The sequence below is a fragment of the Sphingomonas citri genome, from assembly GCF_019429485.1.
Taxonomy (GTDB): Bacteria; Pseudomonadota; Alphaproteobacteria; order Sphingomonadales; family Sphingomonadaceae; genus Sphingomonas; species Sphingomonas citri.
This window is the reverse complement of sequence record NZ_JAHXZN010000002.1, coordinates 90,685-116,413: the sequence shown is the minus strand read 5'-3', so window position 1 is coordinate 116,413 and position 25,729 is coordinate 90,685. Positions and strand designations below refer to the sequence as shown.

The window sequence follows — 25,729 nt, the reverse complement described above, 5'->3', positions numbered from 1 at the left end:
AGGAAGCGCGATGCTCCCTCTCTACGTAGACAGCCGTGTGAGTCCAGAAAAATGTCCTGTGTTAAGAGTTTATCATGGGACAGTGTTGCAAGCCGGCAGCAGTCGATCACGCTGCTGATCGATCAATTGTGTTAACCAATGACGGAATGCGCGGACCCGCCGCAACTGTCGCGTGTCACGGTGTGTGACCAGCCAGAAGCCGCGCGTGATCGCCACATCAGGGATCACCCGCAGCAGCGACTCATCGTGGCCACCGATGAAGTGTGGCAAAACCCCCACACCGGCGCCCGCTGCGATGAGCCGAGCCTGCGCGTTGATGCTCGAACTGCGCAGCGTCGGCGCGAGCGCCGAATCGATCTCGTGCAGGTATCGCAGCTCGGGCGCGTACAACAGATCGGGGATGTAGCCGACCAGCCGATGGCGCTTCCCCAGCGTCGCCAAGGTCGGCACGCCGTCACGCTCCACCAGCGAACGCGCCGCATAGAGGTGGAGCGCATAGTCGGACAACTTACTCGCCACCACAGGGCCGTGGCGCGGCCTTGCCAGCAACACGGCGACGTCGGCCTCGCGCCGCGACGGGCTGAGGAAGCCCGAGTTCGCCACCAGGTCGATCGTCAGCGCCGGATGCACCGCCGCGAACGACTCGAGATGCTGCGCCACCAGCCAGATGCCGAAGCCCTCCGACACGCTCACCCGCAGCGTGCCGGTGAGCGCGCCGGGCGGATCGGCACCCTCGCCGATGCGCTCCGCCGCGCTGGCCATCTGCTCGACCTGCGCGAGCAGCGTTTCGCCCGCCTCGGTGAGCACCTGCCCCTCGCGGGTCTGCTCGAACAGGGTCCGGCCCAGCCGGGCCTCGAGTCGGCGCAGCCGCCGACCGACGGTGGTGGCGTCGACGCCGAGCAGCACGGCGGCGCGCGCGATCTGGCCGGTGCGCGCCACCGCGAGGAAATCCTGCAGGTCGTTCCAGGCGATCGGCTGCATCATCGCAGGCCGAGGTTGCAGAATTGCCGCTTGCCTGCAACCGCGCCGGGTCGCACAGCGAACGGAAGAGATAAAGGAGAGGCGATGCGCACCATCGACCATCACATCGCCGGCGCGGCGGCGTCCGCGGGCGGCGGTGGCGCTGCGAGGGAAGGCGGGCGCGGCGGGGACGTCTACGACCCCAACACCGGGCAAGTGCAGGCGCGCGTGACGCTCGGCACCGCCGCCGACCTCGATCGCGCGGTAGCGGCGGCGCAGGCGGCGCAGCCCGGCTGGGCCGCGACCAATCCGCAGCGGCGCGCGCGCGTGATGTTCCGGTTCAAGGAGCTGGTCGAGCGCGAGATGGAAGCGCTGGCGCGGCTGCTCTCGTCCGAGCACGGCAAGGTGATTGCCGACTCTAGAGGCGACATCCAGCGCGGGCTCGAGGTGATCGAGTTCGCCTGCGGCATCCCGCACCTGCTCAAGGGCGAGTATACGCAGGGCGCCGGGCCCGGGATCGACGTATTCTCGATGCGGCAGCCGCTCGGCATCGGCGCGGGCATCACGCCGTTCAACTTCCCCGCGATGATCCCGATGTGGATGTTCGGCGTCGCGATCGCCTGCGGCAACGCCTTCCTGCTCAAGCCGTCCGAGCGCGACCCGAGTGTGCCGGTGCGGCTCGCCGAGCTGATGCTCGAGGCGGGCGCGCCGGAAGGCATCCTCCAGGTCGTTCACGGCGACAAGGAGATGGTCGACGCGATCCTCGACCATCCCGCGATCGCGGCGGTGAGCTTCGTCGGTTCGTCCGACATCGCGCATTACGTCTACCGTCGCGGCGTCGACGCAGGGAAGCGCGTCCAGGCGATGGGCGGGGCCAAGAACCACGGCATCGTCATGCCCGACGCCGACCTCGACCAGGTCGTCGCCGATCTCGCCGGCGCCGCCTTCGGTTCGGCGGGCGAGCGCTGCATGGCGTTGCCCGTGGTGGTCCCGGTCGGCGAGCAGACCGCGGAGCGCCTGCGCGACAAGCTGATCCCCGCGATCCGGAGCCTGCGCGTCGGCGTCTCGGCCGATGCCGAGGCGCATTACGGACCGGTGGTCAACGCCGCGCACAAGAAGCGCGTCGAGGAATGGATCGGCACCGCGGTCGAGGAGGGGGCGGAGCTCGTCGTCGACGGCCGCGGCTTCACGCTCCAGGGGCATGAGAAGGGCTTCTTCGTCGGCCCGACGCTGCTCGACCGCGTCACGCCGCAGATGCGATCCTATCAGGAGGAGATCTTCGGCCCGGTGCTCCAGATCGTTCGCGCGCCCGACTTCGATAGTGCGCTGCGGCTGCCGAGCGCGCATCAATACGGCAACGGCGTCGCGATCTTCACCCGCAACGGCCATGCCGCGCGCGAGTTCGCCGCGCGCGTCAACGTCGGCATGGTCGGGATCAACGTGCCGATCCCGGTGCCGATCGCCTATCACAGCTTCGGCGGCTGGAAGCGCAGCGCCTTTGGCGACGTCAACCAGCACGGCACCGAGGGCGTGCGCTTCTGGACCAAGGTCAAGACCGTCACGCAGCGCTGGCCCGACGGGTCTGCGCTTCCCAGCGGCAGCGAGGACGGTGGACCCTCGCGCGTGCAGGACGCGTTCGTGATCCCGACGATGGGGTGACGATATGCGGCGGAGCGGACGGATGGCGATGACGGCGGGGCTGGCGGCGACGCTCGCGGCCTGCTCGCCCGACGCGGCGGACTACAATCGCCACGACGTGCCCGCCGACGAGGCGCGCGCCCAGGCCGCGATCGAGCGCGCCGCCGCGCAGAACGGCGTCGCCACCACCGCGCGCGCGGGCGTCCCGATCGCCGCCCCCACTGAGACCGCCGCGCGCGCCCGCGCCTTCCCGACCGACTTCCTCGGCTATTGGGGCGTCAGCTACGATGACTGCCAGCTCGCCAACACCGAGGCGACCGGGCGAATCAACGTCGACGCCGACACGATCCGCTTCCATGAATCCAAGGCGCGCGTGCAGCGGCTGGAGCAGCGCTCACCCTATGAGGTGGTGGCGGACCTCCGCTTCGATGGCGGCGAAGGCGCGACATGGGAGCGGCGCGATCGCCTCACGCTCGAGCAGGGCGGCACCATCCTCGTCCGCACCGAGGCACCCAACGTCCAGCGCTACCGGCGCTGCTGACCGCAAGGCAGGACATGACCGACCAGTTCGACCTCACTGACGACCAGCGCGAGATCCAGGAGCTCGCGCGCCGCTTCACCGCCGACCGCATCACGCCGCACGCGGCCGAGTGGGACGAGACGCATCACTATCCCGTCGACGTGTGGAAGGCGGCGGGCGAGCTCGGCTTCGGCGCGATCTACGTCAGCGAGGCGTCGGGCGGGATCGCGCTTGGCCGGCTCGAGGCGGCGCTGGTGATGGAGGCGATGGCCTATGGCTGCCCCGCCACCAGCGCGTTCATCTCGATCCACAATATGGTGGCCTGGATGATCGATCGCTTCGGCTCGGCGGCGATCAAGGATCGCTTCCTGCCCGGCCTCGTCACCATGGAGACGATCGGCAGCTACTGCCTCACCGAGCCGGGCTCGGGCTCGGACGCGGCGGCGCTGAAGACGAGCGCGCGGCGCGACGGCGACGATTACGTGCTCAACGGCACCAAGCAGTTCATCTCGGGCGCCGGCTATAACGATCTGTACGTCTGCATGGTGCGAACGGGTGAGGAGAAGAGCCGCGGCATCAGCGCGATCGTGGTCGAGAAGGGCACGCCCGGCCTGTCCTTCGGCGCGCCCGAGCGCAAGCTCGGCTGGAACGCCTCGCCGACCGCGCAGGTGATCTTCGAGGACTGCCGCGTGCCCGCCGCCAATCTGGTCGGCACGGAGGGCGAGGGGTTCCGCATCGCGATGGCGGGGCTCGACGGCGGGCGGCTCAACATCGGCGCCTGCTCGCTCGGGGGGGCGCAGCGCTGCCTCGACGAGTCGATCCGCTACGCGCGCGAGCGCCAGCAGTTCGGCCAGCCGATCGCCGACTTCCAGAACACGCAATTCACGCTGGCGGACATGGCGACTGATCTGGAGGCGGCGCGGGCGCTGCTCTACCTCGCCGCCGCCAAGGTGACCGCGGACGCGCCCGACAAGTCGCGCTTCTCGGCGATGGCGAAGCGGCTGGCGACCGAGAACGGCTCGTCGATCGTCGACCGCGCGCTGCAGCTGCACGGCGGCTACGGCTATCTCAAGGACTATCCGATCGAGCGGTTCTGGCGCGACTTGCGCGTCCACTCGATCCTGGAGGGGACCAACCAGGTGATGCGCATGATCGTCGGCCGCGAGCTGACCCGGCAATGAGGGGGGGAGGCCAGATTTCCCGAACTGGTGCTAGCTACATGCTCCGCCTTCATCCCGAGATTGACCCGGGATCCACTGCGCCGCGTGCGCTGCGCTTGCGGAAGCATGGATCCCGGCTCAAGGCCGGGATGACGGTGTTGCGCGGTGCAGGGATCGCCATCCCCCTACCTGTGGCAGGGTGGATCTGATGGCTGACCTCATCGCCGAGACCGAGGGCGGCGTCGCCAAGCTGCGGCTCAACCGTCCCAAGGCGCTCCATGCGCTCACCGCTGAGATGTGCGCCGCCGTGCTCGACGCGCTCGAGCGCTGGCGCGGCGACCACACGATCCGCTGCGTCACGATCGACCATGCCGAGGGCCGCGGCTTCTGCGCCGGCGGCGACATCCGCCTGCTCGCGGAGAGCGGCGCGGGCGACGGCAGCGCGGCGCGCGCGTTCTTCCACGTCGAATATCGGATGAACCACCGGCTGTTCACCTACGCCAAGGACGTGGTCGCGTTCATGGACGGGGTGACGATGGGCGGCGGCGTCGGCCTGTCGCAGCCGTGCCGCTACCGTGTCGCCACCGAGAACACCAGGCTGGCGATGCCCGAGACCGGCATCGGCCTGTTCCCCGACGTCGGCGGCGGCTGGTATCTCTCGCGCCTGCCGGGGCGGATCGGCCAGTATCTCGCGCTCACCGGCGCGCGCGTCGACGGCGCGGCCTGCCACGCGCTCGGGCTGGCGACGCATTATGTCGAGAGCGCGCGGCTCGATGCGCTTAAGCGCGACATCGCCGCCCGCCCCGCCGAGCTGCGCGCCTTGCTCGACACCGCGCATGTCGATCCCGGCCACGCCGCGCTGCTCGACCAGCGCGAAGCGATCGACCGGCTGTTCGCCTCGGACGAGGTCGAGGCGGTGTTCGCCGCGCTGGAGGCGGACGACAGCGCGTTCGCGCGCGCGACGCTGGCGACGCTGCGCACCAAGTCGCCGCAGACGATGAAGGTCTCGCTCAAGCTGCTGAAGCATGGCGCGGGCATGGCCGATTTCGCCGACGAGATGCGGCAGGAATATGCGGTCGCCACGCGCGTGGTGCAGCGCCACGACTTCCTCGAGGGCGTGCGCGCGGTGATCGTCGACAAGGACAACGCCCCGCGCTGGGAACCCGCCACGCCCGAGGGCGTCAGCGACCATGTCATCGACCAGATCTTCGCCCCGCTGCCCGAGGCCGAGGCCTGGACACCGCACGATTGAGGGACTGACCCATGGCCGACTATGAGACGATCCTGGTCGAGCGACGCGACGCGGTGACGCTGCTGACGCTCAACCGCCCCCAGGCGCTCAACGCGCTCAACTCGCAGGTGCTCGCCGAGCTGCTGCGCGCCCTGGCGGATTATGACGCCGATCCCGCGCAGCGCTGCGCCGTGCTCACCGGCAGCGAGCGCGCCTTCGCCGCGGGCGCCGACATCAAGGAGATGGCGGGGCAGGGCTTCGCCGACATGTATGCGGGCAATTTCTTCGCGGGCTACGAGCAGCTGACTCGCACGCGCAAGCCGCTGATCGCGGCGGTGGCGGGCTATGCACTGGGCGGCGGCTGCGAGCTGGCGATGATGTGCGACTTCATCCTGGCGGCGGACACCGCCAAGTTCGGCCAGCCCGAGATCAAGCTGGGCGTGTCGCCGGGCATGGGCGGCTCGCAGCGGCTGGCGCGCGCGGTCGGCAAGGCCAAGGCGATGGAGATGGTGCTCACCGGCCGGATGATCGATGCCGACGAAGCCGAGCGCGCCGGACTGGTCAGCCGCGTCGTACCCGCCGCCGAGCTGCTCGACGAGGCGCTGCGCACCGCCGCGACGATCGCCGAGATGGCGCCGCTCGCCGCGATGGCCAACAAGGAGATGGTCAACGCCGCGTTCGAGACGACGCTGGCGCAGGGGGTCCAGTTCGAGCGCCGGTTGTTCCACGCGTTGTTCGGCACCGCCGACCAGAAGGAAGGCATGGCAGCGTTCGTGGAGAAGCGCGCCGGGCAGTGGAGCGGGCGGTGAGGCGGTGACGCGACGTCTGATCGCTCTCCGTTCGTGCTGAGGAGCCGCTGAGCTCGTCGATGCGGCGTCTCGAAGCATCCGGCGCCGCGGTCGTGGCAGCGCTTCGAGACGAGGCTTCGACGGACTCAGCCTCTCCTCAGCGCGAACGGAGGAGGGGCGGGCGCTGTAAGGATAACGAGGAGAGGCAATTTGGCACGCGTCGCGTTCATCGGGTTAGGCAATATGGGCGGCGGGATGGCCGCCAACCTCGCGAAGCACGGCCACGATGTGCGCGCCTTCGATCTCTCCGCCGAGGCGCTGGCACGCGCCAAGGACGCCGGCTGCCTCGCCACCGACAGCGCCGCGGCGGCGGTCGATGGCGCCGAGGCGGTGATCACCATGCTGCCGGCGGGGCGCCACGTCGCGCAGGTCTATGACGAGATCCTGTCGCTGGTCGATGCCGCGGCGATCCTCATCGACTGCTCGACGATCGACGTCGCCACCGCGCGCGCGGTTGCCGAGCAGGCGCGCGCGCGCGGTGTCGCCGCGGTCGACTCGCCCGTGTCGGGCGGCATCGCGGCGGCGACCGCGGGCACGCTCACCTTCATGGTCGGCGGGCCGGCCGAATCGTTCGAGCGTGCCCGGCCTTACCTCGAGGCCATGGGTAAGGCGGTGGTCCACGCCGGCGCGAGCGGCACAGGTCAGGCCGCCAAGCTGTGTAACAACCTGATCCTCGGCGCGACGATGATCGCGACCTGCGAGGGCTTCGTTCTCGCCGAGCGGCTCGGGCTCGACCCGCAGGTGTTCTACGACATCGCCAGCAAGGCGACCGCGCAGAGCTGGTCGATGACGAGCTACTGCCCGGTGCCCGGGGTCGGCCCTCAGTCGCCCGCGGACAACGACTATCGCGGCGGCTTCGCGGGCGCGCTGATGCTCAAGGACCTCGAGCTGGCGATGGCCGCGGCGGCGGACGGCGGCGCGACGCTGCCGCTCGGCGAGAACGCGCGCGACCTGTACCGCGCGTTCGGCGAGGGCGGGCATGGTGGGGAGGATTTCTCCGGTATCATCCGGATGCTGCGGGGAGCGTAGAAAGCGTCTCCCTCCAAATGACCTCGTCATCCGGACTTGTTCCGGGGACCCACCGGTCCGCACGCTTCACGACAGGTGATGCGCGCGGCGCCGTAGACCACGGAGCAAGTCCGCGGTGACGTCATGTGGGATGGTACGCGGTGCTTGCTTGCGCGAGCAACCCCTCACCGCAACGCCGCCTCCACCTCGGCGCGCTTGGCCGTGCGCAGCGCGACGCACTGGCGGATCGCGCCGAGCGCCTGGCTCAGTTCCAGCGCGCCGCCGCCCAGCATCGCCAGCCGCGGGCGGAACAGCGCCTCGACGGCGTCGGCCTTGTCCGCGCTGCAGTAGCCGCCGAACAGCGTTGGGATACGCGCGCGCGCGAAGGCGGGCACCCCCGCGATCGCGCCGTCGAAGTCGCGCGTGAACAGCGCCAGCAGCGCGTCGCGCCCGAGCGGCTGATAGGCGAGCCGGGTCATCAGCGTCAGCCGCTCGGTCGATTGCAGCGCCGGATCCCGCGTGAACTCGAGCGCGCGCGCCACCTCCGCGGCGCTGGTGGCGTGGCCCAGCGCGCGCACCGCGTGCGAGCGGAACAGCGGATCACCGCTCTCCGCCAGCGAGTCGCGCAGCCGGTTCATGAAGGCCACGCCGCGATCCTCCACCGCCACCGCGAACGCCAGCTCGCGATAGGACGGATCGACCGGGCGCGGCGTGGCCGCGAGCGCGCCCTCGGCCGCATCGGCGAGCTGCGAACGGAGCGCCGCGTCGCGCGCGGTCTGCGCGGCATAGTCGACGAGGTTCTGCCGCAGCAGCGCTTGCCCGGTCTCCTCGCCCGCATAGGCGCTTGGTGCGAACGACACCGCGCCGAGCGCACGCAACCGCGGCAACGACAGCTCGCCCGCGAGCCGGCGCAGCCCCGCCGTCGCGGCGGGCGAGAGGTCGAGCTGCTCGACCTCGGCGATCGCCTGCGGCAGTTGCAGCGTCGCGCTGCGCTCGCGATGCGCGGCGAAGGCGCGCGCGCCCGCGATCACGCGCGCGAAGCTGGCGTTGCCCGCGAGGAAGTCGGCCCACAGGCTGTCCGCCGCCGCCATCGCCTCGCGCGCGGGCAGCGTGTCGGCGCCCCCCAGCAGCCCGGCCCAGCCGGCGTCGTCGAGGCTGTAACGCCAATAGCCCGCGCCGTCGGCGTTGGGCACCGCGATGCCGCTGCCGCGCAGAGCGAGCGTGCCGGTCGCGCTGCCGAGCAGGGTGCAGCTGCGCGTCTCGCCCTGGCGCGCGCAGACCGGCACCGTCCAGGTCTGCGGCGCGGGTTGCGCGGCGACGCCGATCGGGCGGTAGCGCTGCTGGCTCAACTGCCACCGCCCGGCGCCGTCGGCGCGGATGCGGATCACCGGCACGCCGGTCTGCGTCACGAAGCTGCGGAACACCGGGACGATGCCGGGATCGCCCGACCCGGTCGCCATCGACTCGAAGAAATCGTCCGCGGCGGCGTTGGCGTAGCGGAAGCGGTTCAGATGGAACTGCACGCCGCGGCGGAACTTCTCCGCGCCGAGATAGCGCTCCACCATGGTCAGCACCTGGCCGCCCTTCTGATAGGTGATCGAGTCGAAGGCGCTGGCGATCTGGTCGTTGCGCGTGATCTCCTGGCGGATCGGGCGACCGCTTGCGCGGCTGTCGGTGTCCATCGCGGTGAACGCCTCGGCGAGTTGGGCGACGTCGGTGCCGAGCCCCGGCTGCCAGATCTCGCCGACGCGATTGCCCGCCCATTCGGCGAAGCTCTCGTTGAGCCAGATGTCGGTCCACCATTTCGGGGTCACGAGGTCGCCGAACCATTGGTGCGCCAGTTCGTGCGCCACCACCGTGCCGAAGCCGCGCCGCTGCGACGCGGGCGCGTCGGGGTCGAGCAGCAGCAAGGTGTCGTTATAGCTGACGAGACCGGCATTCTCCATCGCGCCGCTCATCACCGGGCCGGCGATCTGGTCGAGCTTCTCGTAGGGATAGGGGATGCCGAAATATTGCTCGTGCAGCGCGAGGATCTTCGGCCCCTCGGTCGCGGCGAGCCGGAGCCGCTCGGCCTGGCCCTTGGTGGCGATGGCGCGATAGGGCAGCGCCGTCGTTCGCACCGCGTTGGCGGGCGCGTCGCCGGGCACCACGTCGAACGGCCCGACCGCGATGGCGACGAGATAGGTCGGCAGCGGCTTGGAGGGCGCGAAGACGTGGCGGGTCAGCCCCGCGCCCGCGGGGGTGGTGGCGGTCTCGGGCGTGTTGGCGAAAACCTTTTGCCCGCTCGCCGCGGTGACGCTGAGCGTGAAGGGCGTCTTGAAGCCGGGCTCGTCGAAGCCGGGGAACATGCGCCGCGCGTCGATCGGTTCCATCTGCGTCCAGGCGTACCAGTCGTCGCCGACCTTGGCGCGGTACAGCCCCTCGGCGCCGGTCATGAAGGGCGCGTCATAGTCGAAGGCGAGCGTGACGCGGCCGGCGGGGAGCGGCGTCGCGAAATCAAGCCGCGCCACGCCCGAAGCGTCGACCTGCGTGTAGCGCGCGGTGACGGTGCGGCCACCGACGCGCGCGAGAACCGTGGCGACGGCGAGGCCGTTGCCGTGGAGGTAGAGCGAGGGGGTGGCGCGCCGGAGCTCGGCGTCGACCTCGGCGTGGCCGGTGAAGCGCTCCTGCTCGGGGCGGACGGTGAGATCGATGCGATAAGCGGTCGGGCGCGCGGTGTCGGGGAGCTGGCCGAGCGGGACCGGGCCGGGGGTGGCGGTCGCGGGGGCAGGGACGGGGGCCTGCTGCGCCAGTGCGGGCGCGGCGAGGAAGAGGGCGGTGGAGGCGAGCAGCAGGAGTCTCATGGGCGCGACCTTCGTTCTGGTTGCCGCAGGCCTAGGACGGAACCGGCCGAAGTGCATCCCCCGCGACGGCGCTTCCCCGGTCTGCTCGTCAGCCCGCTTCTTTCATAACTCCGGCGAACGCCGGGGCCCGTCGGAAGGCGGTCGTGCGTCTCATCGGCGTTCCCCAACTGGACTCCGGCGTTCGCCGGGGTGGAGAGGAGCCGGGGTGGTAGCAGAAATGGCGAGCCTCCCTCACAAGCGCGTGCGCACCTGCCACAGCTCGGGGAACAGCTCGACCTCGAGCATCTTGCGCAGGTACGACACACCCGCGGTGCCGCCGGTGCCGCGCTTGAGCCCGATCACGCGCTCCACCGTGGTGACGTGGTTGAAGCGCCAGCGCCGAAAATAATCCTCCAGGTCGACGAGCTTCTCCGCCAGCTCGTAGAGCGGCCAGTGCGTCTCGGGCGCGCGATACACCTGCTCCCACGCGCCCACCACCGCCTCGCTCGCGACGTGCGGCGCGCGCCAGTCGCGCGCCGGGTCGGCGAGCAGCCCGGCGGCGTGGAGCCGGACCAGCGCTGCGTCGTAGATGCTCGGCGCGTCGAGGATCGCCTCCAGCCGCGCCAGCGTCGGCGCGCGGTGGCGGTGCGGCCCCAGCGTCGCCGAGACGCGGTTGCCGCACAGATATTCCACCGCGCGATACTGCCACGACTGGAACCCCGACGATTGCCCCAGCGCGTCGCGGAATGTGGTATAGTCGGACGGCGTCATCGTGCGCAGCACGTCCCAGGCGCCGTTGAGCTGCTCCAGGATCCGCGCCACTCGCGCCAGCAGCTTGAACGCCTGCGGCAGGCGATCGGCCAGGATCGCGTCGCGCGCGCTTTCCAGCTCGTGCACCGCCAGCTTCATCCACAATTCGCTGGTCTGGTGCTGGATGATGAACAGCAGCTCGTCGTGCGCGTCGCTCAGCGGGTGCTGCGCGTCGAGCACGCGATCGAGCGCGAGATAATCGCCATAGCCCATGCGCCCGGCGAAGTTCAGCTCGGCGTCGTGATGCTCGCTCATCACGTCACCGCGGCGCGGGCGTGGTGCTCGGGGCGGTCCCACGACCCGGTCGCGAGGACGTCGGCGAGGATGGCGACCGCGCGCACCACCTCCTCCTCGCACAGGTACAAAGGCGTGAAGCCGAAGCGCAGCAGGTCGGGCGCGCGCACGTCACCGATCACGCCGCGCGCGATCAGCGCCTGCATCACCGCATAGGCCTGGGGGTGCGCGACGCTCACCTGGCTGCCGCGCGCGTGCGGGTCGCGCGGCGAGGTGAGCGTGAGCTGCGGGCAGCGCGTCTCCACCTCGGCGATGAAGCGCTGCGACAGGCCGATCGAGGCGGCCCGCACGTCGGCCATGTCGACCCCGTCCCAGACGTCGAGCGCGGCGTCGAGCACCGACAGCGCGATCACCGGCGGCGTGCCGACGCGCATGCGCTCGACCCCGGGCGCGGGGGCATAGTCGCGCTCGAACGCGAAGGGCGCGCGATGGCCGAGCCAGCCGCTCAGGATCGGGCGCGCGGTCTCGGCGTGGCGCGGCGCGAGGTAGAGGAAGGCAGGGGCGCCGGGGCCGCCGTTGAGGTACTTGTAGGTGCAGCCGACCGCGAAGTCGGCGTCCGCGCCGGCGAGGTCGACCGGCAGCGCGCCGGCGGAATGCGCCAGGTCCCACAAAGCGATCGCGCCGGCGGCGTGCGCGCTTGCGGTGAGCGCGCGCATGTCGTGGAGGCGGCCGGTGCGATAGTCGACCTCGGTCAGCATCGTCACCGCGACGCTGTCGTCGATCGCGTCGGCCACCGCCTCGGGGGCGACGACCCGCAGTTCGTGACCTTGGCCGAGCGAGTCGAGCAGCGATTGGGCGATGTAGAGGTCGCTCGGGAAATTGCCGCTGTCGCTCAGCACCACGCGGCGGTCGGGGCGCAGCGCGATTGCGGCGGCGAGCGCCTGGAACAGCTTGATCGAGAGCGTGTCGCCGGTGATGACGCTGCCCGCGGGCGCGCCGACCAGCCGCGCGATACGGTCGCCGACGCGCGTCGGCAGCGCCATCCACTCGCAGTCGTTCCAGCCGCGGATCAGCCGCTCGCCCCATTGCTCGCGGATCACCGCGGCGGCGCGCGCCTCGGCCGCGCGCGGCAGCGGGCCGAGCGAGTTGCCGTCGAGGTAGATCACGCCCGGCGGCAGGTGGAACAGCGCGCGGGTGGCGGCGAAGTCGGTCATGTCCGCGTCTTAGCGCGCGGGAGGGGGCGGGCCAATCGCGACGCGCTCGGCATCGCTCGGCGGTCGGCGGCACTCATTCTCGGCACCGCGACGTTTTCGCCACCTCTCCGCGCTCGCTGCCACCCCGGCGGACGTTGGGGCCCAGGTGGGGGACGATGGTACGTGTCACGACGGCTTTCCCAACTGGACCCCGACGTCCGCCGGGGTGGCACGTGGGAAAGAGGGGGGTCCGATCTCAGCACGCCCCATCGGCTCATCGCCACATCGTTCCCCGGCGAAGGCCGGGGCCCAGCTGGGCCGGCGGTCGGGGGCCTCACCAACGTCTTCCGACTGGGCCCTGGCCTCCGCCGGGGCACGGACGCTCCTCAGTCCGCCGCGACCGGACCCGACGGCGCGCTCGGCCGGCGACAGGTCCACACCAGCAGGATCAGCCCCGCTGCGAGCCATGCCGACAGGCGGAACAGGTCGACCGAGGCGAGCAGATAGGCCTGCCCCACCATCTGCCGTGTTACCGCGGCGGCGGCCTGCTGCGCGCTCATCCCCAGGCGCTGCATCTGCTCGGCCGCCAGCTGATAGGGCATGCCGTTGCCGATCGCCTCGGCGAGCCGGCTCTGGTGGAGCGCCTCGCGGCGGTCCCACGCGGTCGAGATCAGCGAGGCGGCGAACCCGCCCGCGGTGATGCGGCAGAAGTTCGAGATGCCGGTCGCCGAGGGCAGCCGCTGCGGCGGGATCTTGTCGAGCGAGATCGTGAGCATCGCCAGGAAGAAGGTGCTCATCGACACGCCTTGGACGAGCAGCGGCAGCACGAGGTCGCCGAAGGTCGCCTGCGCGGTGTAGCCCGATCGCATCCAGTAGCTGATCGCGAAACCGGCGAAGGCAATCGTCGCGATCAGGCGCGCGTCGACCTTGCCCGACATTCGCGCCACCAGCGGAGTCAGTATCACCGCCACGACGCCGCTCGGCGCCGCCACCAGCCCCGCCCAGGTCGCGGTATAGCCCAGCTGGGTCTGGAGCCACAAAGGCAGGATCAGGATGTTGGCGAAGAACACCGCATAGCCGAGCGAGAAGCAGAGATTGCCGATCCAGAAGTTGCGACGCGCGAACAACGTGAGGTCCACCGTCGGGTTCGCGTCGGTCAGCTCCCAGATCACCCAGGCGACGAAGGCGATCGCCGCGGTGAGCGTCAGGACCACGATCAGCGGGTCGTTGAACCAGTCCGCGTTCTTGCCGAGGTCCAGCATGACCTGGAGCGAGCCGACCCATAGCACCAGCAGCCCGAGCCCGACCGTGTCGATCGGCAGCTTCATCGTCGGCGTCTCGCGGCTGCGCAGGTTGAACCAGCACACCAGAGCGGTGACGACGCCGAACGGCACGTTGATCAGGAAGATCCAGGACCAGTGATAGTTGTCGGAGATGTAGCCGCCGAGGATCGGCCCCATGATCGGGGCGACCAGCGTGGTCATTGACCAGATGCCGAGCGCGGTGGAGCGCTTGTCGTGCGGGAAGATCGAGATCAGCAGCGCCTGGCTGCCCGGCATCATCGGCCCCGACACAGCGCCCTGGAGCACGCGGAAGAGGATCAGCGAGGGCAGGTCCCACGCCACGCCGCACAGGAACGAGGCGATTGTGAACAGCACCACCGAGGTGCAGAACACGCGCACCACGCCGAAGCGGCGCATCAGCCAGCCGGTCAGCGGCACCGCGACGCCGTTGGCGACCGCGAAGGCGGTGACCACCCAGGTGGAGTTGTCGCTCGACACGCCGAGGTTGCCCGCGATCGTCGGCAGCGAGACGTTGGCGATGGTGCTGTCGAGCACCATCATGAAGGTGCCGAGCGCCAGCGCGAAGGCGGTGACGCCGAGCTGGACGCCGGTGAGCGGCGCCTGTTCCTGCGGCGCGCCGCTAGCCATGGTGAAGGTCCGCCTGCGAGGTGCAAAGGAGGACCTCTGTATACCCCTGCCACCCCGACGGCCGCCGAGGTCCAATTGGGTGAAGCCGGCGAGTCTCGGCGAGGTCCCCCACCTCGACCCCGGCGTTCGCCGGGGTGGAGGAATGGGGGAAGAGCAGCGCGGTCACCGCCGCAAGACGCTCCGCGACGCCGCTCACCGGTTGGCCGCCACGATGCGGCGGATCTCCGCCTCGACCTTAGGGTCGGTGCCGACGTTGGTGTCGCCGCGGTAGGGCGCCGCCGCGGCCTGCGCGAGCCGCGCGCCGCGCTGGTCGGCGGTGTCGACCGTCGTCGTCACGGAGAGGCCGACGCGCAGCGGGTTGGAGCGCAGCTCGCGAGAATCGAGCGCGATCCGCACCGGCACGCGCTGGACGATCTTGATCCAATTGCCGCTGGCGTTCTGCGGCGGCAGCAGCGCGAAAGCGTTGCCGCTGCCCGCGGCGAGTCCGATCACCCGGCCGTGATAGACGATGTCGCCGCCGTACATGTCCGCGGTGATCTTGACCGGCTGACCGATGCGCAGGTCCTTGAGCTGAGTCTCACGGAAATTGGCGTCGACCCACAGTCGGTCGAGCGGCACGATCGCCATCAGCGGCGTCCCCGCGTTGACCTGCTGGCCGACCTGCACCGTGCGCTGCGCCACCACGCCCGCGATCGGCGCGATCACGTGCATGTGCCCGCGCGCCACCGCGGCGCGGCGATAGTTGGCGATGGCGGCGAGCACCGCGGGGTTGGTGTTGACGTCGGTGCCCTGCACCGCGCTCTGCGCCTGGCGGCGCTGCTCGCGCGCGAGCCGCAGGTTGGCGGTCGCTACCTTCACCGCATCGGCGGCGTGGCTCAGCTCCTCGCCCGAGATCGCGCCCTGCTGGGCGGCGCCGCGGCGGCGCGCGTAATCGTCGCGCGCGCGGTTGAGCTCGGCCTCGGCCTGGACGATAGCGGCGTCGGACTGGCCCACGCGCGTGAAGTCGGCGCGGGTCGAGCGCACCGCGCGCGCCAGCTCGGCCGCCGCTGCGGCGACGTTGACGTCGGCGGTGGTGGGATCGAGATCGATCAGCGGCTGGCCGGCGGTGACCGACTGGGTGTTGTCGGCGTGGAGCTGCGTCACCGTGCCGGGGTCGCGCGCGGTGATCGCGACGACGTCGCCCGCGACATAGGCGTCGTCGGTCTCCTCCTCCGGCGGCGCGAAGAAGAAGTGCATGATCGCCCAGATGATCAGCACCACCGCCAGCACCGCGCCGAGGATCAGGAAGGCGCGGCGGCGTGCCCTCGGTTTACCCGTGGGCGTGGGCGTCAGGGCGGGAGCGGGCGACGGCGTGGGGGCGGCGGTGTCGGTCATCGGGACAGGTCCTGGGCGCCGGTGGCGGAAAGGGGGGTGGCGGACGTCGGCGGCGCGAAGCCGCCGCCGAGCGCGGTGGCGAGCTGCGCGCGCGCCGCCAGTGAGTCGATCGCGAGGTTGGCGTCGGCCAGCTCTGCGTCGAGCAGGCGGATGTCGGTGTTGACCAGGTCGAGCCGGCTCGACAGCCCGCTCTGCACGCGCACGCCGTTGAGCCGGTTGGTCTCGGCCAGCCCGGTCACCACCTCGCGCTGGCGCACGCGCGCGGCGTCGGAGGCCTGGACGCGCGCGATCGCATCGGCGGCGTCGCGCGCGGCGGCGACGACCGACTCATTGTACTGCGCGGTGGCGACGTCGACCGCGGCGGTGGCGCCGCGCAGCTCAGCGGTCCGCCGCCCGCTGTCGAAGAGCGGCAGATGGATCGCTGCGCCACCCCCCGCGATCCCGGACGACAGATCGACGAAATTGCCGAAGCCGATCGCCTGCAGCCCAACGAGCGCCGAGAGGTTGATGTTGGGATAGAAGGCGCGGCGCGCGACCTGGCGCTGCGCCGCGGCGGCGGCGATGCGCGCCTGTGCGGCAGCGACGTCGGGGCGGCGCGCGAGCAGGTCGGCCGGCAGCGTCGCCGGCACCGGCAGCGCGGCGTCGGCGGCGAGCCGAGTCGGCTGGAGCGCGCGGGCATAGTCGCCGCCGCGCCCCGCCAGCGCGGCGAGCGCGTCGGCGGCAAGCGCGCGCGCGCCCTGCGCCTGCACCAAAGCGAGCTGCGCCTGCGACACGAGCGTCTGCGCCGCGGTGATGTCGATGCGGCTGGCGAGCCGGTTGCGCTCGCGCACCTGGACCAGCCCGAGCGACTGCTGCCGAGTCGCGATGGTGCGCTCGGCGATCGCCGCCTGGCGCTCGGCGCGCGCCAGCTCGACATAGCTCTGCACCACTGCGCCAGCGAGCATCAGCCGCGCGGCGGCCCGGTCATATTCGGCCGCCTGGAGCTGCGCCGCGGCACCCGCGATCGCGGCCTTCTGCCGGCCGAACAGGTCGAGGTTCCAGTTGAGCCCCGCCTGACCAGTGCCGAGCGCGCGCACCGTGCCGGCGAAGGGCGGGGGAATGATATAGTTGCTCGACAGCCGCTGGCCCTGGACGTTGACGTCGAGCGCGGCGTCGGGGCGCAGCTCGGCGTCCTGGCGCGCCAGCGCCGCCTCGGCCTGGCGCACGCGCGCCGCGGCGGCGTCGAGCGAGGGGTTGCCCGCCAGCGCGTCGGCGACGAGGCGGTCGAGCTGCGGGTCGCCGATCGCGCTCCACCAGTCGGGCGCGAGCGTCACCGAGGGGCCGGCGAGCGCGAGGTCGGGCGCGGTCTTTGCGACGGTTACCGGCGGCGAGCCGGGAACCGCGCAGGCGCTGGCGAGCAGCGCGGCGGAGAGCGGGATCAGGCGGCGCATGGGCCAGCGGCCTCCATGGTGCGGTGCAGCCGTTGCAGCTGCGCGATGAACAGGGTGACTTCCTCGTCTGACCAGCCCTCCAGCCACTCGTTCCAGAGCGCGAGCGCGATCAGGCGGCAGCGTTCGGTCAGCGCCGCGCCTTCGGGCGTGAGCGTCAGGTTGTTGCAGCGGCGATCGTCGCTGTTGCGCTCGCGCCGGACCAGCCCGCGCGCCTCGAGCACGTCGATCATCCGCGACATCGCGCCTTTGTCATAGGCCATGTCGCGCGCCACGATCGCGCAGGTGGCGTCGCGGTCGAGCGCGATGCTCAGCATCGTGGCCCAGTGCATCGCGGTGAGATCCTCGTCCGCGAAGGCGCGATCGAGCTGCGCCATCCCGTGCTGGCTGCACACGCGGAGCAGATAGCCGATCGCGCGGTCGCGCTCGAAACTCGCTGAGTCGTAGAAAGCCATATCGGTGCATTGGCAATGGTTGCATCGGCAGTCAACGATTGTGTAGCCCATATTGCGCAATGTTTCTGGTGCCGGGACACGCGCGCTTGTGACGGTGGCGCGGTTCGCTAAGGTTGGTGCTCCGCTTTTCGTCGTTTGGAGCTTGGATGTTGGTCCGTCGTGTGTTGTTGGTGAGCGGCTCCGCGCTCGCGTTGGTCGCCGCTCCCGCCGTCGTCGGGGCGCAGGCGCCCGCCCCGCTGCCCGCCGCCGCCCCGGTGTCCGAGCTGGTGAAGGCGATCGACATTCCCTACCAGCAGTTCACGCTCAAGAACGGCCTCCGCGTGATCGTCCATACCGATCGCAAGGCGCCGATCGTCGCGGTCAGCGTCTGGTACGACGTCGGGTCGAAGCACGAGCCGCAGGGCAAGACCGGCTTCGCGCACCTGTTCGAGCACCTGATGTTCAACGGCAGCGAGAACGCGCCGGGCGACTTCTTCGAGCCGCTCCAGCAGGTCGGCGCGACCGACTTCAACGGCACGACCTATTTCGACCGCACGAATTACTTTGAGACGGTGCCGACCGCCGCGCTCGACCGCGCCTTGTTCCTCGAATCTGATCGGATGGGCTATCTCACCGGCGCGATCACCCAGAGCGTGCTCGACGAGCAGCGCGGCGTCGTCCAGAACGAGAAGCGCCAGGGCGACAACCAGCCCTATGGTCTGCTGCGCTACAAGGCGACCGAAGGGTTGTTCCCCGCGAGCCATCCGTATGGCCACACCACGATCGGCTCGATGGCCGACCTCGACGCCGCCAGCCTCGCCGACGTGAAGGAGTGGTTCCGCAGTCACTACGGCCCCAACAACGCCGTCCTCGTGCTCGCCGGCGACGTCGACCTCGCCACCGCCCGCGCCAAGGTGGAGAAATATTTCGGCGCGATCGCGGCGGGGCCGAAGAGCGTCGCGCCGCCCGCGCCGGTGCCCTCGTCGCTGCCGGGCAAGGCCAGCGAGATCATGAAGGACCGCGTCGCCGCGACATTGGTGATGAAGGAATGGGCGGTGCCCGGCCTCAACGACCGTGACGCGCCCGCGCTGGAGGTCGCCGCCGGCGTGCTCGGCGGGCTGGCCAGCTCGCGCTTCGACAACGTGCTCGTCAAGGGCGAGAAGCTCGCGGTGCAGGCGTCGGCGGAATATGAGAGCTTCGCGCAGGTCGGCACCTTCCAGCTGATCGCCATGGTCCGGCCCGGCGTCGACGCGGCGCAGGTGCAGGCGCGGATGGACCAGCTCGTCGCCGACTTCATCAAGGACGGCCCCAGCGCCGACGAGGTCGCGCGCTACGTCACCAGCACGGTCGCGGCGCGGATCGGCGGGCTCGAGGCGGTCGGCGGCTTCGGCGGCAAGGCGGTGGCGCTCGCCGAGGGCGCGCTCTACTCGGACGATCCCGGCTTCTACAAGAAGCAGCTCGCCGCACTCGCCGCGCAGACCCCCGCGAGCGTCCGCGCCGCCGCGGCCAAATGGCTGACGCGCCCGGCCTATTCGCTCCAGATCGTGAACGGCCAGCGCGACGCCTACGCCGAGAGCAAGGTGCCGCCGCCCGCGCCGGTGAAGGAGGCGCCCGAGCAGCCGCCCAAGGGCACGCGCGGGCCGCTGCCCGACGTCGGCCCGATCGGCGCGCTCAGCTTCCCCAAGGTGGAGCGCGCGCGGCTGTCGAACGGGATCGAGCTGGTCTACGCGCAGCGCGGCGCGGTGCCGGTCACCCAGGCGGTGCTCAGCTTCGACGCGGGCGTCGCCGCCGACGTCGCCGACAAGCTGGGCACGCAGCAGCTGACGCTGGCGATGATGGACGAGGGCACGCGCGAGCTGAACTCGATCCAGATCGCGGAGGCGCGCGAGCGGCTCGGCGCATCGATCTCGAGCGGCAGCAGCGCCGACCGCACCTCGCTGGGGCTGCGCGTGCCCAGCGCCAATCTCGACGCCGGCGCCGCGCTGTGGGCGAGCATCGCGCGCGAGCCTTCCTTCGCCGAGGCCGAGCTGGGGCGCGTCAAGACGCAGCAGCTCACCGCGATCGCGCAGGAGCTGACCAGCCCCAACGGACTGGCGCGGCGCGTGCTGCCCAAGCTGGTCTCGCCCGGCTCGCCTTATGCCAAGGCGCAGGGGTCGGGTGATCCGGCCGCGGTCGCGGCGCTGACCCGCGCCGACCTGCTCGCCTTCCGCCAGGCCTGGCTGCGTCCCGACAAGGCGAAGATCTTCGTCGTCTCCGATCGCCCGCTCGCCGAGGTGCAGCGCGTGATGGAGGCTCGCTTCGGCGACTGGCGTGCCGACGGCGCCGCGGGGACCAAGACCTTCCCGGCGCGGGTCACCTCGGCCAGCCCGCGCATCGTCTTGATTGATCGCCCGGACAGCCCGCAGTCGCTGATCGCGGGCGGCGTGCAGACGGGGCTCAGGGGCACCGACGACCTGCTGCCGGTCGAGGTCGGCAACGACGCGCTGGGCGGCAGCTTCCTCGGCCGGCTCAACATGGACCTGCGCGAGAGCAAGCATTGGTCCTACGGCGTCGGCGGCAACTTCAGCCGCAACGCCTTCGCCGCGCCCTATGTGGTGTCGGCGCCGGTGCAGGCCGACCAGACCGGACCGGCGGTCGCGGCGCTGCGCGGCGACATCGCGCAGTACCTCACGTCGCAGCCGATGACGCAGGCCGAGTTCGAGCGCGCGATCAACGGCGGCACGCGCTCGCTCTCGGGCGAGTTCGAGACGTCGGACAACGTGCTCGACGCGATGCAGTCGAACGACCTCTACCGCCGGCCCGACGATTATTACGCGACGCTCCCGCAGAAGTACCGCGCGCTGACGCTGCCGCAGGTGACCGCGGCGACCAAGGCCGCGATCGACCCGGCGCGCTTCGTCTGGGTGGTCGTGGGCGAGGCCGCAAAGGTGAAGCCGCAGCTTGACTCCTTGGGGTTGCCGGTGGAGGTCATGGCGGCATCCGCGGTCGCGGGCACGCCGCCCGCGGCGACGCCTGCTGCCGCCACGAAATGAGGAGAGCGTGATGGCCGGAGTCGACGGAACCTACGATTGCACCGTGAAGTCGCCGCTGGGCGATCAGAAGCTGACGCTGACGGTGACGTCGCAGGGCGACAGCTTCACCGGTCAGGCCTCGGGGGCGATGGGCGCCTCGGACGTGCAGGGTTCGGTGAACGGCGACACGCTGGCGTGGAAGCAGCAGATGACCTCGCCGATGCCGATGACGCTCGACATTTCCGCGACGGTCGACGGCGACACGATCACCGGCAGCGTCGGCGCGGGCGCGTTCGGCAGCTTCCCGCTGTCGGGCACGCGCGTGGGGTGAGCTCTTAGCCCCTCCTCTTCAGAGGAGGGGTTGGGGTGGGGCGTCTCCTCAGGCGCGCTGGTCTCGATGAGACGGCGACGCCCCACCCCGACCCTCCCCTGAAGGGGAGGGAGTGTCGTCTACACTCCGCTGCGCCGCGCGCTGCTCCGTCAGCACCTGCCAGCCGGTGATGAACAATGCGCCGACCAGCGGCCCGACCACGATGCCGCTGAGCCCGACCAGGTCGATCCCGCCCAGCGTCGTCACCAGCACCAGCCAGTCGGGGATGCCGGTGTCGCGGCCCACCAGGATCGGGCGGAGGATATTGTCGGCCAAGCCGATCACCAGCACGCCCGACAGGATCACCACCACCGCCTGCCAGATCGCCCCGGTGGCGAAGAGGTAGAGCGCGACCGGCGCCCAGATGATCGCCGGCCCGACCGCGGGGAGCAGCGCCGCGATCGCCATCAGGATGCCCCACAGCAGCGCCGCGGGCAGGCCGACGATCCAGAAGGTCACCGCGCCGAGCGCCCCCTGCACGATCGCGACCACGCCCGACCCCTTGATCGTGGCGCGCACCACCGCGACGAACTTGTCCGCCAGCTTGGCGGCCACCGCGGGCTCGAGCGGCAGCGCGCGCACCACCGCCGGACCGATCCGGTCGCCGTCACGCAGCAGGAAGAAGGTGACGTACAGCCCGACGCCGAACGCCAGCAGGAAGGCGGCGGCGTTGGCGCCTATCGACAGCGCGCGGCGCGTCAGCGTGCTCGCGCTGTTGCTCACCGCCGTGCTGAGCTGCGCCTGCGCGCGCTCGAAGCTGTTGAAGCCCGAGCTGTCCACCAGCCGTTGCAGTCGCTCGGGCAGCGCGTCGTGGACCTGCTGGAAATAGGTCGCGAAATTGATCTGGCCGCCGCGGATCTGGGTGTAGACACCCGCCGCCTGGTCGACGACGAGGCTGCCGACGATCAGCGCCGGGATCACCACCGCGACCGTGATGATCAGCAGCGTCACCGCCGCGGCCATGTTGCGCCGGTCGGGCCAGCGTTTGAGCAGTCGCTGGTAGAGCGGCTGGAACAGCAGTGCCGCCAGCGCGGCCCAGAGTAGCGCGCCGAGGAAAGTGGACACTACCGCCACCAGCGCGACGCTGATGAGCAGCAGGAACAGGAGCAAGCCGCCGTTCTCGACACGGCGCCGCGGGATCGTCATTCGGTGAGCCTCGGTGGGAAGAAGATCGTTACGCGATGGCAACCCGCCGCGGGCGGCTTTGCTCCCGCGCGCGCCGGTGCGCTAGCGTGCGATCCATCTGGTGTGAACCAGCCGCGTGCTCCTGCGGAGGCAGGAGCCCAGAGCCACGAGCGTCACGTCGGCAGCACTGGACTCCTGCGTTCGCGGGAGCACCATTCTATATGGGTGGATCGGACTCTCTTGCGAACGCCGTTCCGGGTCAGCGCGCCTGTGGGCAGCGCTGTGCCAGAGACTATAGCCCGATGATCCATCGGAAACGTCGATGCCTGATCTCACCGCCGCCGACCTCGACCGCCTCTATGCGCCGCCGGCCGAGACGATCCAGCGCGCGGTGCTGCCGCGGCTGATCGATTTCCACGAGGCCTATGTCAAGCAGGCCAGCTTCTTCTGTCTCGCCAGCGGGCGTGACGAGGGGCTCGACGTGTCGCCGCGCGGCGGCCCACCCGGCTTCGTCCGCGTGGTCGATCCCGCGCACGTCGCCTTCGCCGACTGGCCCGGCAACAACCGGATCGAGACGCTGCATAATCTCGTCGAGGACGATCGGCTGGCGCTGCTCTTCCTCTTCCCCGGTCTCGACGTCTTCCTCCGGATTAACGGGCGCGGTCGCATCAGCGACGACGCGGCTTTGCTCGAGCATCTGAACGAGAGCGGCAAGCGACCCAAGACCGCCATCGTCGTGGCGGTCGAGCAGGTGCTGTTCCACTGCGGCAAGGCGATCAACCGGGCGCGGCTCTGGTCGCCCGACGCGCAGCTCGCGCGCGACGCGGTCGTCGATCGGCGCGATGAAGGCGATGCTCAGCGGCGGGTCGGCCGCCGACGCCGCGCGGCTGGACGCCGACTACCAGGAAGCGGTGAGGAAGGATCTCTACTGAGCCGGCGATGCCCGGCTCAGCGCGTCACGCGCGTGACATGCCCCATCTTGCGCCCGGCGCGGCTCTCGCGCTTGCCGTAGAGGTGGAGGTAGGCGTCCGGCTCGGCGACGATCTCGGGCCAGCGCTCCCACTCGTCGCCGATCAGATTCTCCATCGCCACCTGCGCCGCGGTGAGCCCGGTGTCGCCCAGCGGCAGGCCGCAGATCGCGCGGACGTGGTTGGCAAACTGCGAGGTCGCCGCACCTTCGATCGTCCAATGGCCGCTGTTGTGGACGCGCGGCGCCATCTCGTTGAACACGGGGCCGTCGGCGCTCGCGAAATACTCGCAGGTGAGCACGCCGACATGGTCGAGCGCGTCGGCGATGCGCCCGGTGAGCGCGGCCGCCTCGGTCCACTGCCGCGCGATCTCGGGCGGGGCGGGGAGGGTGGAGCGGTGGAGGATGCCGTCGCGATGCTCGTTCCACGGCGGCGGGTAGCTCGTCATCGCGCCGTCGCGGCCGCGCACCAGCACGATCGAGAATTCGTGGCTGAACTCGACGAAGGCCTCGAGCACCGCCGGCCCGCCGATCGCCTCCCAGGCGGCGTCGGCGTCGGTAGGCGAGGCGAGCCGCGCCTGGCCCTTGCCGTCATAGCCGAAGCGCGTCGTCTTGAGCACCGCCGGGCAGCCGATCGCGGCGATCGCGGCGTCGAGCTCCTCGCGCGAGGTCACCGCCTGCCAGCGTGCCGGACGGCCGCCGACCTGCTCGACGAAGCTCTTCTCCTTGACCCGGTCCTGCGCCACCGCGAGGCTCTTCGGTCCGGGATAGACGGGGACGCGCTCGGCCAGCCACTCGACCGGGCCGGCGGCGACATTCTCGAACTCATAGGTCACGACGTCGACCTGCGCGGCGAAGTCGGCGAGCACGACCTTGTTGTGATAATCGGCGCGGGTAAGCGAGGAGGCGGTCTGCGCCGCGACGCTCTCGCGATCGGGTGCGAGAACGTGGGTGCGATAGCCGAGATCCGCCGCGGCGCTGGCGATCATGCGCCCGAGCTGGCCTCCCCCGAGGATGCCGATCGTGCTGCCCGGCGGGATCGGCCCCTCGCTCATGCGGGGTCGACCGCGACCGACTCGGTCTGCCGCTCGCGCCACGCCTGGAGCCGCGCCGACAGATCTTCGTCACCGAGCGCGAGAATCGCGGCCGCGAGCAGGCCGGCGTTGATCGCGCCCGCTTTGCCGATCGCGAGCGTGCCGACGGGGACACCGCCGGGCATCTGCACGATCGAGAGCAGGCTATCCATGCCCTTGAGCGCCTTGGACTCGACCGGCACGCCGAGAACCGGCAGATGCGTCATCGAGGCCGCCATGCCGGGCAGATGCGCCGCGCCGCCGGCGCCCGCGACGATCACCTGGAGCCCGCGCTCCGCCGCGCCGCTGGCGTACTCATAGAGCCGCTGCGGGGTGCGATGCGCCGAGACGACCTTGGTCTCATGCGCGACGCCGAGCGCGTCGAGCGTCTCGCTCGCGTGCCGCATCGTCTCCCAGTCGGAGGTGGATCCCATGATGATGCCGACGCGCGCCATCGCGTGCGGTTAGCGGCGCGACGGCGGCGCGGCAAGGGCGCGAATGGTCGAGGAACCGGCGAATCACGCCGCGAGCTTGAGCTCCTGCATCGCGTCCGCCGCCAGCGCGATCGAGCGGCGGCGCGCCTGATGGTCGTACACCGCGCTGGTGATCATCAGCTCGTCCACGCCGGTGCGCGCGACGAAAGCGGCGATGCCGCGCGCGACCTCGTCGCGCGTGCCGATCGCGCTCGCCGACAGCGCATGGTCGAGGATCGCGGCATGCTGCGGCGGCAGCGAGGCGCGATACCCCGGCACGGGCGGCTTCATCCGCCCGGGATTGCCGGTGCGCAGCGCGACGAACTGCTGCTGCTGCGAGCTGGCGATCAGCTCGGCCTCGTCGTGGGTGTCCGCGGCGAAGACGTTGAAGCCCGCCATCGCGTAGGGCCGCTCGAGCGTCGCGGACGGCCGGAAATCGCGGCGGTAGATCGCCAGCGCCTGGTCGAGCGCGTCGGGCGCGAAATGCGAGGCGAAGGCATAGGGCAGGCCGAGCATCGCGGCGAGCTGCGCGCCGAACAGGCTGGAGCCGAGGATCCACATCCGCGGCTTCGCGCCCGCGCCCGGCGTGGCGGTGATGCCGGTGCGGCCGTCGTCGGCGAAATAGCTCTGCAGCTCGACCACGTCGCGCGGGAACTCGTTGGCGTCGCTGCTGAGATTGCGGCGCAGCGCGTGCGCGACGCGCTGGTCGGAGCCGGGCGCGCGACCGAGGCCGAGGTCGATCCGCCCGGGGAAGAGCGCGTCGAGCGTGCCGAACTGCTCGGCGATCTGGAGCGGCGCCGAATTGGGCAGCATGATCCCGCCCGCGCCGACGCGGATCGTGCTGGTCGCCTGGCCGACATGCGCGATCACCACCGCGGTCGCGGCCGAGGCGATGCCGGTCATGCCGTGATGCTCCGCCACCCAGTAACGGTTGTAGCCGAGCGCCTCGGCGTGGCGCGCGAGATCGGCGGCGTTGCGGAGCGACTCCGCGACCGAGCCGGACTCGGTGACGGGGACGAGATCGAGGAGCGAGTAGAGCGTCATGGGTGAGAGGTGGGGAGGCACGAGGCGCTTCGCCAGACGAATGTGGCTTGGCGCGGGCGAAGCGTGGCTTGGGCGG

Annotated in this window: 21 protein-coding genes; 9 read left to right on the top strand and 12 right to left on the bottom strand. The window is 71.0% G+C overall.

Features of this window, described 5'->3' with window-relative positions:
* Window positions 1-72 precede the first annotated feature (72 nt).
* Entirely contained in the window at window positions 73-981 is a 909-nt protein-coding gene (locus KZ820_RS08680) for a LysR family transcriptional regulator (RefSeq protein ID WP_219748544.1), read from the bottom strand.
* An 84-nt stretch (window positions 982-1,065) separates the two neighbouring features.
* On the opposite strand from KZ820_RS08680, the gene KZ820_RS08675 reads away from it, so the two are divergent.
* The 6 genes from KZ820_RS08675 to mmsB all read left to right on the top strand — a co-directional run bounded on the left by KZ820_RS08675 (window position 1,066) and on the right by mmsB (window position 7,386).
* Window positions 1,066-2,619 carry a CoA-acylating methylmalonate-semialdehyde dehydrogenase gene (locus KZ820_RS08675; protein WP_219748262.1) on the top strand — a complete coding sequence of 518 codons (1,554 nt, stop codon included), beginning with the start codon at window positions 1,066-1,068 and terminating at the stop codon, window positions 2,617-2,619.
* A 22-nt stretch (window positions 2,620-2,641) separates the two neighbouring features.
* Window positions 2,642-3,139 (top strand): hypothetical protein, encoded by a 498-nt coding sequence (locus KZ820_RS08670; protein WP_219748261.1) that lies wholly within the window; start codon window positions 2,642-2,644, stop codon window positions 3,137-3,139.
* A gap of 14 nt (window positions 3,140-3,153) precedes the next feature.
* Window positions 3,154-4,299: an acyl-CoA dehydrogenase family protein gene (locus KZ820_RS08665; protein WP_219748260.1), complete on the top strand. Its 1,146-nt coding sequence runs from the start codon at window positions 3,154-3,156 to the stop codon at window positions 4,297-4,299.
* Between the two features lie 187 nt (window positions 4,300-4,486).
* Window positions 4,487-5,530, top strand: coding sequence for an enoyl-CoA hydratase/isomerase family protein (locus KZ820_RS08660; protein WP_219748259.1), 1,044 nt, complete (start codon window positions 4,487-4,489; stop codon window positions 5,528-5,530).
* Between the two features lie 11 nt (window positions 5,531-5,541).
* Window positions 5,542-6,318 carry an enoyl-CoA hydratase gene (locus tag KZ820_RS08655; protein ID WP_219748258.1) on the top strand — a complete coding sequence of 259 codons (777 nt, stop codon included), beginning with the start codon at window positions 5,542-5,544 and terminating at the stop codon, window positions 6,316-6,318.
* 189 nt (window positions 6,319-6,507) lie between these two features.
* Window positions 6,508-7,386 (top strand): 3-hydroxyisobutyrate dehydrogenase, encoded by an 879-nt coding sequence (gene mmsB, locus KZ820_RS08650; protein ID WP_219748257.1) that lies wholly within the window; start codon window positions 6,508-6,510, stop codon window positions 7,384-7,386.
* A 164-nt stretch (window positions 7,387-7,550) separates the two neighbouring features.
* Here mmsB and KZ820_RS08645 read toward each other — a convergent pair whose 3' ends face one another.
* From KZ820_RS08645 to KZ820_RS08615, 7 genes are all read right to left on the bottom strand, one after another.
* Window positions 7,551-10,208: a M1 family metallopeptidase gene (locus KZ820_RS08645; protein WP_219748256.1), complete on the bottom strand. Its 2,658-nt coding sequence runs from the start codon at window positions 10,206-10,208 to the stop codon at window positions 7,551-7,553.
* Between the two features lie 231 nt (window positions 10,209-10,439).
* Entirely contained in the window at window positions 10,440-11,252 is an 813-nt protein-coding gene (locus tag KZ820_RS08640; RefSeq protein WP_219748255.1) for a tryptophan 2,3-dioxygenase, read from the bottom strand.
* A complete protein-coding gene (gene kynU, locus KZ820_RS08635; protein ID WP_219748254.1) occupies window positions 11,252-12,445 on the bottom strand; it encodes a kynureninase in 1,194 nt (397 codons plus the stop codon). Before kynU ends, KZ820_RS08640 begins: the two co-directional genes overlap by 1 nt.
* A 365-nt stretch (window positions 12,446-12,810) precedes the next feature.
* Window positions 12,811-14,355 carry a DHA2 family efflux MFS transporter permease subunit gene (locus KZ820_RS08630; protein ID WP_219748253.1) on the bottom strand — a complete coding sequence of 515 codons (1,545 nt, stop codon included), beginning with the start codon at window positions 14,353-14,355 and terminating at the stop codon, window positions 12,811-12,813.
* A gap of 192 nt (window positions 14,356-14,547) precedes the next feature.
* Window positions 14,548-15,729: an HlyD family secretion protein gene (locus KZ820_RS08625; protein WP_219748252.1), complete on the bottom strand. Its 1,182-nt coding sequence runs from the start codon at window positions 15,727-15,729 to the stop codon at window positions 14,548-14,550.
* The gene (locus KZ820_RS08620; protein ID WP_219748251.1) at window positions 15,726-17,159 is read right to left on the bottom strand and encodes an efflux transporter outer membrane subunit; all 1,434 of its coding nucleotides are present in this window, start codon (window positions 17,157-17,159) and stop codon (window positions 15,726-15,728) included. Before KZ820_RS08620 ends, KZ820_RS08625 begins: the two co-directional genes overlap by 4 nt.
* A complete protein-coding gene (locus KZ820_RS08615) occupies window positions 17,147-17,611 on the bottom strand; it encodes a MarR family winged helix-turn-helix transcriptional regulator (protein WP_219748250.1) in 465 nt (154 codons plus the stop codon). The genes KZ820_RS08620 and KZ820_RS08615 overlap by 13 nt, the downstream gene beginning before the upstream one ends.
* 146 nt (window positions 17,612-17,757) lie before the next feature.
* Here KZ820_RS08615 and KZ820_RS08610 point away from each other — a divergent pair, with 146 nt between their 5' ends.
* Window positions 17,758-20,622, top strand: a complete 2,865-nt coding sequence (locus KZ820_RS08610) for a M16 family metallopeptidase (protein WP_219748249.1) — start codon at window positions 17,758-17,760, stop codon at window positions 20,620-20,622.
* A gap of 10 nt (window positions 20,623-20,632) precedes the next feature.
* Window positions 20,633-20,932, top strand: coding sequence for a hypothetical protein (locus KZ820_RS08605; RefSeq protein WP_132910109.1), 300 nt, complete (start codon window positions 20,633-20,635; stop codon window positions 20,930-20,932).
* Between the two features lie 48 nt (window positions 20,933-20,980).
* On the opposite strand, the gene KZ820_RS08600 is transcribed toward KZ820_RS08605, so the two are convergent.
* A complete protein-coding gene (locus tag KZ820_RS08600) occupies window positions 20,981-22,117 on the bottom strand; it encodes an AI-2E family transporter (RefSeq protein WP_219748248.1) in 1,137 nt (378 codons plus the stop codon).
* A gap of 301 nt (window positions 22,118-22,418) precedes the next feature.
* On the opposite strand from KZ820_RS08600, the gene KZ820_RS08595 reads away from it, so the two are divergent.
* Window positions 22,419-23,108 (top strand): pyridoxamine 5'-phosphate oxidase family protein, encoded by a 690-nt coding sequence (locus KZ820_RS08595; RefSeq protein ID WP_219748247.1) that lies wholly within the window; start codon window positions 22,419-22,421, stop codon window positions 23,106-23,108.
* On the opposite strand, the gene KZ820_RS08590 is transcribed toward KZ820_RS08595, so the two are convergent.
* The 3 genes from KZ820_RS08590 to KZ820_RS08580 form a co-directional block, all read right to left on the bottom strand.
* Entirely contained in the window at window positions 23,045-24,118 is a 1,074-nt protein-coding gene (locus KZ820_RS08590; protein ID WP_219748246.1) for a 5-(carboxyamino)imidazole ribonucleotide synthase, read from the bottom strand. The two genes, KZ820_RS08595 and KZ820_RS08590, sit on opposite strands and share 64 nt — an antisense overlap.
* Window positions 24,115-24,591 (bottom strand): 5-(carboxyamino)imidazole ribonucleotide mutase, encoded by a 477-nt coding sequence (purE, locus tag KZ820_RS08585; protein WP_219748245.1) that lies wholly within the window; start codon window positions 24,589-24,591, stop codon window positions 24,115-24,117. The genes KZ820_RS08590 and purE overlap by 4 nt, the downstream gene beginning before the upstream one ends.
* A 63-nt stretch (window positions 24,592-24,654) precedes the next feature.
* Entirely contained in the window at window positions 24,655-25,653 is a 999-nt protein-coding gene (locus tag KZ820_RS08580; protein ID WP_219748244.1) for an LLM class flavin-dependent oxidoreductase, read from the bottom strand.
* Window positions 25,654-25,729 lie beyond the last annotated feature (76 nt).